We start from the raw sequence: 13573 nt of genomic DNA, 5'->3' as shown, positions 1-13573 counted from the left end.
CGGGCGGGCCCGGTGTTGGAGAAAGGAGGTTCATGGTGAAGCGTGCGTTGGCTTTGGCGGCGTTTTTGGCGTTGGCGGCTTTGGCCCAAGGCGCCCTGAAGGTCGGGGTCGTGGTCTCGGCCACGGGGCCGGCGGCCTCCCTGGGCATCCCCGAGCGGAACACCTTCCTCCTCATCCAGGAGATGCTGGACCGCCAGGGGGGTGTGGCGGGGCGGAAGGTGGAGTTCGTCATCCTGGACGACGCTTCCGACACCACCCAGGCGGTGCGGAGCACAAGGCGCCTGGTGGAGGAGGGCGCCGTGGCCATCGTGGGCACCACCACCACCCCCGCCTCCTTGGGCATGATCCCTGTGGTGGCGGAAGCCAAGGTGCCCATGATCTCCCTTGCCGCCAGCAAAGACATCATCTACCCCGTGGACGCCCAGCGTTTCTGGGTTTTCAAGACCCCCCAGACGGAGGAGCTCATGGCCCGGGCCATCGTGGCCGACATGGTGGCCCGGGGCGTGAAAAGGGTGGGCTACATCGGCTTTAACGACGCCTACGGGGAGGGTTGGGCCCGGTACTTTGAGGCAGAGCTCAAGGCCAAGGGCCTCCAGCTCGTGGTCAGCGAGCGCTACAACCGCACGGACACCAGCGTCACCGGCCAGGCCCTTCGCCTCATCGCCCGCAGGCCCGACGCCATCCTCATCGGGGCGAGCGGCACCCCGGCGGTCCTTCCCCAGCGCACTCTGAAGGAGCGGGGCTACCGGGGCCTCATCTACCAGACCCACGGCGTGGCCAACCCCGACTTCCTCCGGGTGGGCGGCAAGGACGTGGAGGGGACGTTGCTTCCTGCCGGGCCCATCCTGGTGGCGGAGCAGCTTCCCAGCACCTTCCCCCCAAGCGGGTGGCCCTGGACTACATCCAGCGCTACGAGGCCAAGTACGGGATCGGCAGCTACTCCACCTTCGGCGCCCACGCCTGGGACGCCTGGCTCATCCTGCGCCCCGCCCTAGAGCGCGCCCTCAAGAAGGCGGACCCCGACAAGGACCTCGCCGCCTTCCGCGCCGCCCTGCGCGACGAGATCGAGGCCACCAAGGGCGTGGTGGGCACCCACGGCGTCTTCACCTTCACCAAGGAGGACCACCTGGGCCTCCGCTTTGAGGACGCCGCGGTGATGGTGCGGGTGGAGAACGGCCGCTGGAAGCTGGAGCGGGTCTTCCGTTAGGCCATGGACGCCACCATCCTCGGCCTCCTCCTTCTGGACGGCGTGCAGAACGGGGTCATCTACGGGCTTCTCGCCCTGGCCATGGTCCTCGTCTTCGCCGTGACCCGGGTGATCCTGGTGCCCATCGGGGAGCTCATGATGTTCGCCCCCCTCTCCTTCGTCTGGCTCCAAGGGGGGAAGCTCCCCGGCACCCTGTGGCTCGCCCTCGCTCTGGGGGCCCTTTGGGCCCTGTTGGAGCGGGGAAGGGGCCGGGGGCTCCCCCTCCTCGGAGGGGTGGGGCTTCTCCTCCTCTTCCTCCTCGCCCGGGGAAGCCCGGCCCTCGCCTATTTGGCGGCCCTCCTCCTCGTGGTCTACCTGGGGGTGGCCACCTACCGGGTCTTCTTCCAGCCCATGCGGGAGGCCACGGTCCTCGCCCTCCTCATCATGGCCGTGGGGCTTCACGTGGCCTACCAGGGTCTGGGCCTCGTCTTCTTCGGCCCGGAGCAGTTCCGCCCCGACCCCCTTCTCCAGGGGGAGGTGGTGGTGGGCCTCACCTGGCAGGGCGTCTTGGTCCTGGCCTTCGCCCTCTTGAGCGCCGCCGCCCTCTACCTCTTCTTCCGCCGTTCCCTCTTTGGGAAGGCCCTTCTGGCGGCGGCGGAGAACCGGCTTGGGGCGAGGCTTTGCGGGATCCGCCCGGAGGAAGCGGGGATGGTGGCCTTCGCCATATCGGGCCTCATGGCGGCCCTTTCGGGGCTTCTTTTGGCGCCACTCATCAACGCCGCCTACTTCATGGGCTTTATGCTGGGGCTCAAGGCCTTCGTGGCGGCCATCCTGGGTGGGCTCGTGAGCTACCCGGTGGCCTTTTTGGGCGCGGTCCTGGTGGGGCTTTTTGAAAGCTTCACCAGTTTCTACGCGAGCGCCTACAAGGAGGCCCTGGTGTTCCTCCTTCTGGTGCCGGCCCTCTTCTACCAGAGCCTCCGGGCGAAGGGGGTGGAGGAGTGAGGCGGTACCTCTGGTTTGCCCTGCTCTTCCTTCCCTTTCTCCTCGTGCCCTTCCCCTTTTACCTCACTCTCCTCAACTTCTTCGCCATCGCCGCTTTGGTGGCCCTCTCCCTCTACGTCCTCACGGGGCTTGGCGGGATGACGAGCTTCGCCCAGGCGGCCTTCATGGGGGTGGCGGCCTACGCCACCGCCCTCCTCACCACGCGGGCGGGGGTTTCCCCCTGGGCGGGGCTCGCCCTGGGCCTCGGCCTCACCCTGGCCTTCGCCTTGGTGCTGGGCCTCCTCACCGTCAGGCTCAAGGGGCACTTCCTCCCCCTTTCCACCATCGCCTGGCAGGTGGCCCTTTACATCCTCGCCGGAAACCTGGTGGGGCTTACCGGAGGGCACACGGGGCTCACCGACCTTCCGGCCCTCGCCCTCTTCGGCCTCCCCCTGGACAGCCCCTTCCGCTACGCCTTCTTGAGCCTCTTCCTCCTCGCCCTCCTCGTCCTCGCCCTCCATAACCTCCGGGAAAGCCGCCTGGGCCGGGCCCTTCTCGCCCTTAGGGGGGATGCCCTCACCGCGGCGAGCTTCGGGGTGGACCCGGCGGCCCTCCGCCTCAAGGCCTTTTTGCTTGCGGGGGGGATCGCGGGGCTTGCGGGGTTCCTCTACGCCCACTTCCTCCGCTTCGTGAACCCCACGCCCTTCTCCCTGGAGGCCTCCATCAAGTACCTGGTCATGGCCGTGGCGGGCGGCGTGGGCACGATCCCTGGGGTCTTGCTGGGGTCCGCCCTCTTCACTGGGCTAGAGGACTGGCTCAAGGACCTCCTTCCCCTCCTCCTCGGGCGCCAGGGGAACTACGAGACCATCGCCTACGGCCTGGTCCTCGCGGGGATCCTCCTCTTCGCCCCCCAGGGGCTCTGGCCCCTCCTTGCGGGGAAGCGCGCCTTCGGGCGGCCGGCCCTCCCCGAGGCGAAGCCCCTTCCCCAAAGGCCCCCTTCGGGCCGGCGGGGGGAGGTGGTCTTGGAGGCGAGGGGCCTAAGGAAGGCCTTCGGGGGGCTTCTTGCCGTAAACGGCGTCTCCTTCGCCCTAAGGCGCGGGGAGATCCTGGCCCTCATCGGCCCCAACGGGGCGGGGAAGAGCACCACCTTCAACCTCGTCACCGGGGCCATCCCCCGGACGGGGGGCAGGTCTTCCTCTTCGGCCAGGAGGTCACCGGGCTTCCCCCCTACCGCGTCCACCCCTTGGGCCTGGGCCGTACCTTCCAGCACCCCCACATCTTCCCCGAGATGACGGTCCTGGAGAACGCGGCCCTGGCCACCTACGCCCGCACCCGGGCGGGGTTCTTGCAGGTCCTCTTGGGCCTTCACAAGAAGGAGGAGGAAAGGGCTTTGGCCACAGCCTACGAGGCCCTTAAGCGGGTGGGCCTGGGGGAGCTCGCCTTGGAGCGGGCGGACCGGCTCACGGCGGGGCAGCAGCGCCTTTTGGAGCTCGCCCGGCTCCTCGCCTCGGGGGCGGAGGTCCTCCTTTTGGACGAGCCGGGGGCGGGGCTTCGGGCCGGGGAGAAGCGAGAGCTCGCCCGGCTGCTTCAGGCCCTCGCCCGCGAGGGGTACAGCGTCCTCATCGTGGACCACGACATGGACCTCGTCATGAGGCTTGCCGACCGGGTGGTGGTGATGAACTACGGGGAGAAGATCGCCGAGGGGACGCCCGAGGAGGTGCAGAAGAACCCCCTGGTGCGGGCGGCCTACCTGGGGGAGGTGGAGGCGGCATGAGCCTTTTGGCCGTGCGGGACCTCACGGTGCGCTACGGGGCCCTGGAGGCCGCGCGCGGGGTCTCCTTCGCCCTGGAGGAGGGGGAGGCCCTCGCCCTCATCGGCCCCAACGGGGCGGGGAAGACGAGCGTCCTCAAGGGGATCCTCGGCCTCGCCCGGGCCGAGGGGGAGGTGCGCCTTGGGGATACGCCCCTCCCCCATAGGACTCCCGAGGCCCTCCTTCAGCAAGGCGTGGTCCTTGTCCCCGAGGGGCGGGCCCTCTTCCCCGGGCTATCCGTGGAGGACAACCTCCTCCTCGGGGGTTTCGCCCGCTTTAGGAGGGGGGAGGACCTTAAGGCGGACCTCAAGCGGGTCTACGCCCTCTTCCCCGCCTCGAGGAGCGGCGGCGCCAGCTTGCGGGGACGCTTTCCGGGGGGAGCAGCAGATGCTCGCCATCGGCCGCGCCCTCATGGCCAGGCCCCGCCTCCTCCTCTTGGACGAACCCTCCTTGGGGCTCGCCCCCCTCATCGTCCAGGAGATCTTCCGCACCCTCGCCGCCCTCAAGGGGGAGGGGGTGACCCTTCTCCTTGTGGAGCAGAACGCCAAGATGGCCCTTTCCCTGGCGGATCGGGGGGTGGTCCTGGAGGCGGGGGAGGTGGCCCTTTCCGGGCGGGCCGAGGAGCTTAGGGCAAACCCCCGGGTGGTGGAGGCCTACCTTGGGGCGGCGCGGGAGGTGGAAGGGTGAAGGACCCCTTCATGGAGGCCTTGGGCCTCAAGGTCCTTCACCTCGCCCCGGGGGAGGCGGTGGTGGCGGGGGAGGTGCGGGCGGAGCACCTGAACCTCCACGGCACCGCCCACGGGGGCTTTCTCTACGCCCTGGCGGATAGCGCCTTCGCCCTGGCCTCCAACGCCCGCGGCCCCGCCGTGGCCCTTTCCTGCCGCATGGACTACTTCCGTCCCCTTTCCGTGGGGGCGCGGGTGGAGGCGCGGGCAGTGGAGGTGAACCTCTCCCGCCGCACCGCCACCTACCGGGTGGAGGTGGTGTCGGAGGGTAAGCTCGTGGCCCTTTTCACGGGCACGGTGTTTCGTTTAGGGGGTGAGGATGTACCAGCCGGAGTTGGAAACCCTTCCCAGGGAGAAGCTTAGGTCCTTGCAGGAGGAAAGGCTACGCCAGGTGGTGGCCTACGTTTACGAGAGGGTCCCCTTTTACCGGAGGCTTCTGGACGAGGTGGGGGTGAGGCCGGGGAAGATCCGGGGTCTCATAGACCTCCCCAGACTCCCCTTCACCAAAAAGAGCGACCTGCGCGACCACTACCCCTTCGGCCTCTTCGCCGTGCCCAGGGAGGAGGTGGCGCGGATCCACGCCTCTAGCGGCACCACCGGCAAGCCCACGGTGGTGGGCTACACCAAAAACGACCTCAAGGTCTTCGCCGAGGTGGTGGCCCGCTCCTTGGCCGCGGCCGGGGCAAGGCCCGGGATGATGCTCCACAACGCCTACGGCTACGGCCTCTTCACCGGGGGCCTCGGCCTCCACGGGGGGGCGGAGGCCTTGGGGATGACGGTGGTGCCGGTCTCCGGGGGGATGACGGAAAGGCAGGTCATGCTCATTCAGGACTTCCGCCCCGAGGTGATCTCCTGCACCCCCTCCTACGCCCAGACCCTGGCGGAGGAGTTTAAAAAGCGCGGGGTTTCCCCGGAGGCCCTCTCCCTGGAGTACGCCGTCCTGGGCGCCGAGCCCTGGACGGAGGCCATCCGCAAGCAGGTGGACGAGGGGCTTGGGGTGAGGAGCACCAACATCTACGGCCTCTCCGAGATCATCGGCCCCGGGGTGGCCAACGAGTGCGTGGAGGAACGCCAGGGAAGCCACATCTGGGAGGACCACTTCCTCCCCGAGGTGGTGGACCCGGACACGGGCGAGCCCCTCCCCGAGGGGAAGGTGGGGGTTTTGGTCTTCACCACCCTCACCAAGGAGGCCATGCCCCTCCTCCGCTACTGGACGGGGGACCTCACCTTCCTCACCTCCGAGCCCTGCACCTGCGGCCGCACCCACGTGCGCATGGGGCCCATCCTGGGCCGCACCGACGACATGCTCATCATCCGCGGGGTGAACGTCTACCCCACCCAGGTGGAGGCCGTCCTCCTGGAAATCCCCGAGGTGGAACCCTACTACCAGATCGTGGTGAAGCGGGAGGGCACCCTGGACGAGGCGGAGCTCAAGGTGGAGGTCACGGAGGACTTCTTCCGGCAGGTGGGCCAGGAGGTCCTCTCCGACGAGGTGGTGGAAGCGGACCACCGCCTCCACGCCCTGAGGGAGAAGATCGCCCGGAAGATCAAGGATACCATTGGCGTGAGCATGAAGGTGACCCTCCTCGCCCCCGGCCAGGCCCCAAGGAGCGAGGGAGGGAAGCTAAGGCGGGTTCTGGACCTGAGGAAGTAGCCATGCGCCCCATCCCCGAAGGCTTTGAGGCCACCTTTGAGACGGTGGTTACCCCGGAGATGACCGTACACTTTGAGGAGCTCGGGCCGGTCCACCCCGTCTACGCCACCTACTGGATGGCCAAGCACATGGAGCTCGCCGGGCGCAAGATCATCCTGCCCTTTCTGGAGGAGGGGGAGGAGGGGATCGGGAGCTACGTGGAGGTGCGCCACCTGGCCTCGGCGCTCCCGGGGATGCGGGTCAGGGTCGTGGCCCGGCACGAAAGGACCGAGGGAAACCGGGTCCACGCCACCATGGAGGCCTACAACGAGCTCGGCGACCTCATCGGGGTGGGGCGGACCGAGCAGGTGATCCTTCCCAAGGCCAAGGTGGAGGCCCTCTTCCAGAGGCTCAGGGAGCGCTGGGAGGCCCAAAGATCTTCCTGATCCACCTCCTCGGGGCCCTGGCCCCGCCCCTTCTCCTCTTTTCTCCCTGGCTTCGGGCAAGGCTTTCCCGGAACCGGGTGGTCTTGGCCCTCTCCCTCCTGGCCTGCCTTAGGACCTGGGAGGCGGGGCTTTCCGTGGTCCTCGAGGCGATGGTGGTGTGCCCCTAGGGGGTGTGGCCCCCTTATCCAACCTCTGGACGGGAAGGCCCAAGGAGGCCTGGGCGGACTACCGCTTAGGGGCGCTTGCAGCCTTGCCCTGGGCCGTGGGGGTCTTCTTGTTCTGGATGAGCGTGGGGGGAAACACTCCCTTGGGCTTCCTGGGGCCTTGCTGGCGGGGATAGGGTTTATCCCGGTCTTCCTCACCGTGACGACTCCCCGCTTTAAAAAGCGGGGCTTCGCGGTTCGTGCGGTATCACACTCTCCGCAGGCTCCGTCCGAGCCCTAGCCAGGATGTTGATGGCCGCGGCCACATCCCGGTGAAGAGAGGCCCCACAAGCGGGGCAGGTGAACTCCCTGACCCACAAGGGCCTCTTTTCCCGGTGCCCGCACACCGGGCAGTCCTGGCTGGTGTGTCTGGGGTCTACCCCCACCACCCGCCTACCAGCTAGAACCTTACCGCTTACGCGGTGACCTTCCGCTTTGTAGGCGAGGATTGCAAGAAACTGCGCCCAGCCCGCGTCCAGCACCCCTTTGGCGGTGCGGCTTCGGGCCAGTCCGAGGATGTTCAGGTCTTCGTGGACGATGGTTCCATAGTTGTTGACCAGCCTCCTGGCGAGCTTGTGGTGGAAGTCTTTGCGCTGGTTAGCGATTTTCCGGTGGAGCTTAGCAACCCGTTTCCTAGCCTGCTTGTAGCGGTAGCTACCCTTCCTCTTACGAGAACAGCTGCGCTGGGCGGTGGCTAGCTTTTCCTGGGCCTTCTGGTAGTACCGGGGAGCTTCCACCATCTCCCCGTCGGAGGTAATGAGGAAGTTGGGGTTGGTGCCCAGGTCTATCCCGATGGCCTGGTCGTTGGGGGGAAGAGGCCTAGGCTCCACCTCGCAGACAAAGACGATGTACCAGTGTTCGCCTTCCCGCTTGAGGGTGGCGGTCTTGACGGTTCCTTGGAGGGGGCGGTGCAGCTTCACCTTCACCGAGCCGATGCCGTGGAGGAGCACCCGCTTCCCGCCCCCCTGGAGTTTGACCCCGGTAGTCCCCGCCTGGGGGAAGGTGAAGGAGTCGTAGCGCCCCTTCCCCTTGAAGCGGGGGTAGCCCGCTTTCTGCCCCGCCTTGACCCTACGGAAGAAGCCCTGAAAGGCTCTGTCCACCCTCTGGACCACGTCCTGGAGCACCTGGGAGTGGATGCGGTTGTACTCCGGCAGCTCAGCCCGTATCTGGGGTAGCCAACGCTTCTGCTCGTAGAAGCCGACCGTCCTCCCGGCCTTCCTGTAGGCATCCCTGCGCTCCTCAAGGTAGCCCTTCGGGCTGACGCAAGGCCGCATTGTACAACTGGCGGCACAGCTCAAGGGTGCGCTCCAGGTCCTGTAGCTGGGGTTTAGTAGGGTAGAGGCGGTACTTGAAGGCTTTACGCATCGTCTTCCCTGGCGTATTTAGTTTACCAGACAGCCTGGGAACGGATCGGCCTCTCGCATTAGATGACGGCGTGCTTGGGAAGGGGCTGTGTCCGCCTCCGGCGGACGTGGGGGAGTCCATGTATCCCCGGTTTGGTCACGGGCAGAGCCCGTATCTTGCAAACCGGGGGATTATAGCTCCCCCACACCCCCTCCTTTCTCTAAGATTAGGGATATGGACCCGGTGGCAGCGCGCTTTTACGAGGGCTTCACCTACTTGGACCTCCTCCCGAGGCTTCGCCGGAACCGGGAGCGGGTGGAGGCCTTTTACCGGGGGCTTCCTCCCCTTCCTCCCCTGCCCGCCTCCCGGGCTTTGGTCCTGGTGGAGGACTGGTGCCCGGACTCGGTCCAGGCCATCCCCGTTTTGGCCCGGCTTCCCCTCGAGGCCCGTTTCTTCTTCCGCGACGAAAACCCCGACCTCGCCGAGGCCTACGCCAAGGGGGGAAAGCGCATCGTCCCCACGGTGGTCTTCCTGGACGGGGCCTTTAGGGAGCTTTCCCGCTGGCACGGTCCGCCCGAGGCGGCCAAGGCTTTCCTAAGGGAAGCCAAGGAGGAGGGCTTGCCCCCGGCCGAGCGCCTTCGCCGCTACCACGAGGCCTTCCCCCGCTTCGCCGAGGCTATGCTTTCCGAGTGGCGGGCCCTTTTGGGGGGAGAGGGTTAGCCGCCAGCCCTCAATTTCCCCCTGAAGCTCCTCCCCTTGAAACGTCCCTTCGGCCTCTAGGTAGCGGATGGTAGAGGCTTCTAGGTAGAGCCCTTCCCGCTCCAAGCAGGCTTGGCCCTCAAAGACCAGGACCTCGCCGTCGTAGCTCATCTCCTGGCCCCCTAGGAGGCCCTCTTCGGTTTCCAGGGTGTAGGGCCTCCCCCCGCAAGGGCCTGCCAGGGCCAGGCTCAGGAAAATCCCCAAAACCAGCAGCCACCGCATATCTGGAAGTCTATAGGAAGGCACTTGGGATTTAAACACATAGGCGGAGGGCGTAGTATCCTCACTTTGAAGGAGGGGGAATGCTGGAGCTGTCCAAAACATCCCTCGTGGAAGAGCTTAAGCAAAAAATCCCTTCGTGTGCTACTTGATCTGGACCCTCGGGATGTGAAAAAAGAGGGGGTGCTATGCAGCAAGATCGTGAGCACCCCCTTTACTATCTTGACGCGGAAACCCTTCTGGTGGCTACCTACATTTGGGTGGATGACGAACTCAAGGCCTTGCAAGCTCAGGACTTCAAGCTCCCCCCAAAGCAAAAGCACCAGAAGGCTACCCTGGCCGAGCTCCTAACCCTCGTCATCTTTCTCCTTTTGCAAGGCCAAGACCTCGCCAAAGGCTACTTGGCCGCCAAGACCACCCTCAAGGCCTACTTCCCCTCCCTCCCCCACCTCTCCCGCTTCTACCGGGTCCTTCAGAAGGCCCAGGGGTTGTTGGCTCACCTGGCCATGAGGCTCTCTGGGGGACAAGGCCTCCTGCAGGTGGTGGACCTCAAGCCTATCCCCCTGGCCCACGGCCACCGCATCCACGGCCTCTCTCTTCCCGAGGCCGCGATGGGGGTAGGACCTCTGGGGGCTTTCGCGGGCTACGTCCACAAGCTGTTTCCCTGACGGGAAAGCATCATGCCAGTGATGAACGAGCGGGGTCTCTTCTTTCGTTGGGCCATTCTCCCCGGTAATGCCCGGGAGACCTGGGGGAGGGACCTGCTGGACGGTCTGCCCGCGGTTCTCGGGGACCGGGGCTTTCGTTGGGTCCAGGGAGTCAAGACACCACCCTATCGGGTCAGGGGAGGAAGGGTGGTGGAGACGGGGTGGAGAGGGTGGATGGGAAGGGTACGGAACTGGATAGAGACTCGCTTCAGCGTGATGGTGCGGTCTTTGGGGCTTCATCGGATAGAGGCCCGGTCCTACTGGGGGCTGGTGGCCCGGGTGAACCTCATCCTGCTTGTTCACAACCTCATACGTAGCCGGGTGCTTCTCAGGATGGCCGGGGTGGAGCTATGAGGTAGCACACGAAGGAATATCCAGATCGCCAGCAACCAGGAGGCCTGGGCCTCCATCCTGGCTCCCGCCTACCCCATCTACGAGAAGGTGGCCCCCAAGCGGGGGCTCATCTTCGCCCTGGCGGTGGCGTTGGGGCTCATGCTGGGGGTGATGGGGGCTTTTGTGGCGGAGGCCCTGAGGCCCAGGGAGACGCCCGCCCAGGTTTAAGTCAAAGATCCGTAGCCGGTGTGGACCATGCCCCCCTTCTTTAAACGCCTCCACCGGAAGAAGGACGGCCGGGAGCTATGGCTTTACAGCCTTACCCTGGAGGAGGCTTCCCCCCTTCCCGAGCTCCAAGAGCCCTTCCACCCCACCCCCCACCTGCGCTACCACCCCCTTCGGCGGGAGTGGGTGGTCTACGCCGCCCACCGCCAGGGGCGCACCTTCCTCCCCCCAAGGAGCACTGCCCCCTGTGCCCGAGCCGGGAGGGGGGCTTCCCCACGGAGATCCCCTTTGCCGCCTTCCAGGTGGCGGTCTTTGAGAACCGCTTCCCCTCCTTGGTCCAAGCACCTCCTTCCCCTCCCAATGGCCTCCCCGTGCCGACAAAGGCCGCCCTGGGCCGGTGCGAGGTGGTGGTCTACACCCCTAGCCACACGGGAAGCCTCGCCACCCTCACGGAGGAGGAGAGGCTTCTTCTCGCCTGGGTCTGGCGGGACCGCTACCAGGCCCTTTACGCCCTTCCCGGGGTGCGTTTCGTCATGCCCTTTGAGAACAGGGGAGAGGCGGTGGGGGTGACCCTCCACCACCCCCACGGGCAGATCTACGCCTACCCCTTCGTACCCCCCGTTTTGGAGCGGGAAAGCCAGGCTTTCCGGGAAAGGCCCGTCCTTTTAGAGCTTTTCCCCCACCTGGACCCCTACCGGGTGGACGAGGAGGGGGGCTTCCTCGCCTTCGTGCCTCCCTTTGCCCGCTACCCTTACGAGGTCTGGGTGGCCCCAAAGGCGCATCACCCGGGGCCTTGGACCTTCTCCGAGGTGGAGATGGCGGCCTTCGCCAGGCTCTTGGGCCGGGTGGTGGCCCGGTACGATGCCCTTTTTGGGGAGCCTTTCCCCTACGTGATGGTTTTCCACGCCGCTCCCTTGGGGGAGGAGGCCACCTTCCACTTCCACGTGGAGTTCTACCCGCCGAGGCGCACCCGGGACAAGCTCAAGTATTTGGCGGGCACGGAGCTTGGGGCGGGCACTTTCGTGGTGGACGCCCTTCCCGAGGAGACGGTCAAGGCCTTGCGGGAGGCTTTGCGGGGGGCCTAAGCGGCCGCGCGGGGGTTTCGCATCGGGGCCCCCGCTTCGGCGCTTAGAAAGCCCTCACCTCCACCCCCTGGGCTTCCAGGGCCTTTCGCACCGCCCGTGCCACCTCGGGGGCGTTGGGGTTGTCCCCGTGGATGCAAAGCGTGTCGGCCCGCACCTCCACCTCTCCGCCGTCCAAGGCCTCCACCTTTCCCTCCAGCACCATGCGCACCGCCCGCCGGGCCGCCTCCTTCGGGTCCGTGATCCAAGACCCCGGCATAAAGCGGGGGGCAAGCTGCCCGCTTTTCAGGTAGGCCCTTTCGGGGAAGGCCTCGAGGACCACCCTAAGCCCCGCCTCCCGCGCCTCCTCCTCGTAGACCGTCTTCGGGAGGACCACCAGGGGAAGCCCCGGGTCAAAGGCCTTCACCGCCGAGGCGATGGCCCTCGCCGTCTTTCGGTCCTTGCAGGCCTTTAGGTAAAGCGCCCCGTGGGGCTTGACGTGGTGGAGGGGAAGGCCTTCTGTCCTTAGGAAGGCGTAGAGGGCCCCAATCTGGTAGAGGACATCGGCGTAGACCTCTTCCGGGGAGAGGGCCATCTCCCTTCGGCCGAAGCCCACGAGGTCGGGGAAGCCGGGATGCGCCCCCACGGCGACACCGTGGGCCTTGGCCAGGCGCACCGCCTCCAGGATCCGGCCCGGGCTTCCCCCGTGGAAGCCGCAGGCTAGGTTCGCCGAGGTCACCAGGGGGAAGATCTCCTGGTCGTGCCCGTAAGCAAAGGCCCCGTAGGACTCGCCCGCATCGGCGTTCAGGTCCACGGTCATGCCCCTAGCTTAATCCCCGCCCGGAGCCCCTCGGGAAGACCTCCGCAGGGTGGTCATAATGGGGGTATGACCATGCGGGCCATGGTGCTCACCGAGGTGGGGCGGCCTCTGGTCCTTCGGGAGCTCCCCGTGCCCGCGCCGGGCCCGGGCGAAGTCCTCCTGCAGGTGGAGGCCTGCGCCGTCTGCCGCACCGACCTCCACATCGCCGACGGGGAGCTTCCCCCGCCCAGGCTTCCCCTGGTCCTGGGCCACCAGGTGGTGGGCCGGGTGGTGGCTTTAGGGGAGGGGGTAGAGGGGCGGCTTGGGGCGCGGGTGGGGGTAGGGTGGCTGGCCTCGGCCTGCGGGGCCTGCAAGTTCTGCCGGAGGGGAGAGGAGAACCTCTGCCCCGAGGCCCGCTTTACCGGCTACCACCGGGACGGGGGGTATGCGGAGTACACCCTGGCCCGGGCCGCCTTCACCTACCCTTTGCCCGAGGGGACCCCGTGCGCCTCGCCCCTTGGATGTGTGCCGGGCTTATCGGCTTCCGGAGCTACCGCTTCGTGCGGGACCGGGACCCCATAGGCTTTTACGGCTTCGGGGCGGCGGCCCACCTCCTGGCCCAGGTGGCCCGCTACGAGGGGAAGCGCTTCTACGCCTTCGTGCGCCCCGGGGACGAGGCGGCCAAGGCCTTCGCCGAGGCCTTGGGGGCGGCCTGGGCGGGGTATTCCGACGAGGAGCCCCCGGAGCCCTTGGAGGGGGCGATCGTCTTTGCCCCGGTGGGGGCCCTGGTGCCCAAGGCCCTGAAGGACCTCGAGCCCGGGGGGTGTTGGTTCTCGGGGGGATCTACATGAGCCCCATCCCCTCCATGCCCTACGCCCTCCTTTGGCTGGAGCGCCAGATCCGCTCCGTGGCCAACCTCACCCGGGAGGACGCCCGGCTTTTCCTGGAGGTGGCCCCCAAGGTTCCCGTGGTGCCCGAGGTGGAGCGGTACCCCCTGGAGGCGGCAAACGAGGCCCTCGAGGCCCTGCGCCAGGGACGGCTTCGGGGCTCGGCGGTGCTGGTTCCTTGAGAGGAGAGTTTGATTACGAGCAGGTTTAATCGTGAAAAAGCTAACAAACATCCCACACCACCCGCCCCCAGGC

General features: G+C 67.0%; 13 protein-coding genes and 5 pseudogenes. 15 read left to right on the top strand and 3 right to left on the bottom strand.

Annotated features, from left to right (window positions below; all coding sequences use genetic code 11):
* Positions 1-32 precede the first annotated feature (32 nt).
* The 9 genes and pseudogenes from AV541_RS05890 to AV541_RS11410 all read left to right on the top strand — a co-directional run bounded on the left by AV541_RS05890 (position 33) and on the right by AV541_RS11410 (position 7121).
* Positions 33-1207, top strand: a pseudogene (locus AV541_RS05890) (ABC transporter substrate-binding protein).
* 3 nt (positions 1208-1210) lie between these two features.
* Positions 1211-2188, top strand: coding sequence for a branched-chain amino acid ABC transporter permease (locus AV541_RS05885; RefSeq protein WP_060384472.1), 978 nt, complete (start codon positions 1211-1213; stop codon positions 2186-2188).
* A pseudogene (locus AV541_RS05880) lies at positions 2185-3647 on the top strand (branched-chain amino acid ABC transporter ATP-binding protein/permease); the annotation flags it as partial. The gene AV541_RS05885 and the pseudogene AV541_RS05880, both read left to right, overlap by 4 nt.
* A gap of 156 nt (positions 3648-3803) precedes the next feature.
* Entirely contained in the window at positions 3804-3941 is a 138-nt protein-coding gene (locus AV541_RS13570) for an ABC transporter ATP-binding protein C-terminal domain-containing protein (RefSeq protein WP_420855393.1), read from the top strand.
* A pseudogene (locus AV541_RS05870) lies at positions 3938-4664 on the top strand (ABC transporter ATP-binding protein). Before AV541_RS13570 ends, AV541_RS05870 begins: the two are co-directional and overlap by 4 nt.
* Positions 4661-5065, top strand: coding sequence for a hydroxyphenylacetyl-CoA thioesterase PaaI (gene paaI / locus AV541_RS05865; RefSeq protein ID WP_082709650.1), 405 nt, complete (start codon positions 4661-4663; stop codon positions 5063-5065). The pseudogene AV541_RS05870 and the gene paaI overlap by 4 nt, the downstream one beginning before the upstream one ends.
* Entirely contained in the window at positions 5022-6356 is a 1335-nt protein-coding gene (locus AV541_RS05860; protein ID WP_060384469.1) for a phenylacetate--CoA ligase, read from the top strand. Before paaI ends, AV541_RS05860 begins: the two co-directional genes overlap by 44 nt.
* A gap of 2 nt (positions 6357-6358) precedes the next feature.
* Positions 6359-6781: a thioesterase family protein gene (locus AV541_RS05855; RefSeq protein WP_060384468.1), complete on the top strand. Its 423-nt coding sequence runs from the start codon at positions 6359-6361 to the stop codon at positions 6779-6781.
* 172 nt (positions 6782-6953) lie between these two features.
* Positions 6954-7121 carry a hypothetical protein gene (locus tag AV541_RS11410; RefSeq protein WP_156423365.1) on the top strand — a complete coding sequence of 56 codons (168 nt, stop codon included), beginning with the start codon at positions 6954-6956 and terminating at the stop codon, positions 7119-7121.
* A 39-nt stretch (positions 7122-7160) separates the two neighbouring features.
* Here the strand turns inward: AV541_RS11410 and AV541_RS05850 are convergent, their stop codons facing one another.
* Positions 7161-8258 carry an RNA-guided endonuclease InsQ/TnpB family protein gene (locus AV541_RS05850; RefSeq protein WP_008632375.1) on the bottom strand — a complete coding sequence of 366 codons (1098 nt, stop codon included), beginning with the start codon at positions 8256-8258 and terminating at the stop codon, positions 7161-7163.
* Positions 8224-8349, bottom strand: coding sequence for a helix-turn-helix domain-containing protein (locus tag AV541_RS12360; protein ID WP_238529991.1), 126 nt, complete (start codon positions 8347-8349; stop codon positions 8224-8226). The genes AV541_RS05850 and AV541_RS12360 overlap by 35 nt, the downstream gene beginning before the upstream one ends.
* 213 nt (positions 8350-8562) lie before the next feature.
* Here AV541_RS12360 and AV541_RS05845 point away from each other — a divergent pair, with 213 nt between their 5' ends.
* From AV541_RS05845 to galT, 3 genes and pseudogenes are all read left to right on the top strand, one after another.
* A complete protein-coding gene (locus AV541_RS05845; RefSeq protein ID WP_008632378.1) occupies positions 8563-9048 on the top strand; it encodes a thioredoxin family protein in 486 nt (161 codons plus the stop codon).
* A 446-nt stretch (positions 9049-9494) separates the two neighbouring features.
* Positions 9495-10367: pseudogene (locus tag AV541_RS13375) on the top strand (transposase family protein).
* A 234-nt stretch (positions 10368-10601) separates the two neighbouring features.
* Positions 10602-11656: pseudogene (gene galT / locus AV541_RS05835) on the top strand (galactose-1-phosphate uridylyltransferase).
* A 43-nt stretch (positions 11657-11699) separates the two neighbouring features.
* On the opposite strand, the gene AV541_RS05830 reads toward galT, so the two are convergent.
* The gene (locus AV541_RS05830; RefSeq protein ID WP_060384467.1) at positions 11700-12452 is read right to left on the bottom strand and encodes a LamB/YcsF family protein; all 753 of its coding nucleotides are present in this window, start codon (positions 12450-12452) and stop codon (positions 11700-11702) included.
* Positions 12453-12524: 72 nt separating this feature from the next.
* On the opposite strand from AV541_RS05830, the gene AV541_RS12345 reads away from it, so the two are divergent.
* Genes AV541_RS12345 through AV541_RS12335 form a run of 3 tightly spaced genes read left to right on the top strand, consistent with a single transcriptional unit; the run spans position 12525 to position 13500 of the window.
* Complete coding sequence (locus tag AV541_RS12345) at positions 12525-13013, top strand: alcohol dehydrogenase catalytic domain-containing protein (RefSeq protein WP_244880473.1); 489 nt, start codon at positions 12525-12527, stop codon at positions 13011-13013.
* A complete protein-coding gene (locus AV541_RS12340; protein WP_244880472.1) occupies positions 12953-13282 on the top strand; it encodes an MDR/zinc-dependent alcohol dehydrogenase-like family protein in 330 nt (109 codons plus the stop codon). Before AV541_RS12345 ends, AV541_RS12340 begins: the two co-directional genes overlap by 61 nt.
* Positions 13279-13500, top strand: a complete 222-nt coding sequence (locus AV541_RS12335) for an MDR/zinc-dependent alcohol dehydrogenase-like family protein (protein ID WP_244880471.1) — start codon at positions 13279-13281, stop codon at positions 13498-13500. Before AV541_RS12340 ends, AV541_RS12335 begins: the two co-directional genes overlap by 4 nt.
* Positions 13501-13573: the final 73 nt, after the last annotated feature.

Origin of the sequence: Thermus parvatiensis, assembly GCF_001535545.1 — a bacterium.
Lineage (GTDB): Bacteria > Deinococcota > Deinococci > Deinococcales > Thermaceae > Thermus > Thermus parvatiensis.
This window is presented reverse-complemented; position numbering and strand designations above follow the sequence as displayed.